The organism is Methylobacterium sp. CCH7-A2, assembly GCF_001557075.1.
Classification (GTDB): Bacteria; Pseudomonadota; Alphaproteobacteria; order Rhizobiales; family Beijerinckiaceae; genus Allobosea; species Allobosea massiliensis.
Genome location: NZ_LSKN01000283.1, coordinates 1 through 275, shown reverse-complemented (window position 1 = coordinate 275; position 275 = coordinate 1). Strand labels below are relative to the sequence as shown.

Annotated in this window: 1 pseudogene; it reads right to left on the bottom strand. The window is 66.5% G+C overall.

What is annotated here, in order from left to right:
- Positions 1 to 275: pseudogene (locus tag AX750_RS21130) on the bottom strand (TCP-1/cpn60 chaperonin family protein); the annotation flags it as partial.

Sequence of the window (275 nt, the reverse complement as noted above, 5' to 3'; positions counted from 1 at the left end):
GTTCTCCTTCTCGATCCGGACCTTCTTGGCGCGGCCGAGCATGTTGAGCGTCACGGTCTCCAACTTGATACCGAGGTCCTCGGAGATCGCGGTGCCGCCAGTGAGGATCGCGATGTCCTCGAGCATGGCCTTGCGGCGGTCACCGAAGCCCGGCGCCTTGACCGCGGCGATCTTCAGCCCGCCGCGGAGCTTGTTGACGACGAGCGTGGCGAGCGCCTCACCCTCGACATCCTCGGCCACGATCAGCAGCGGCTTGCCGGTCTGCACCACCGCCT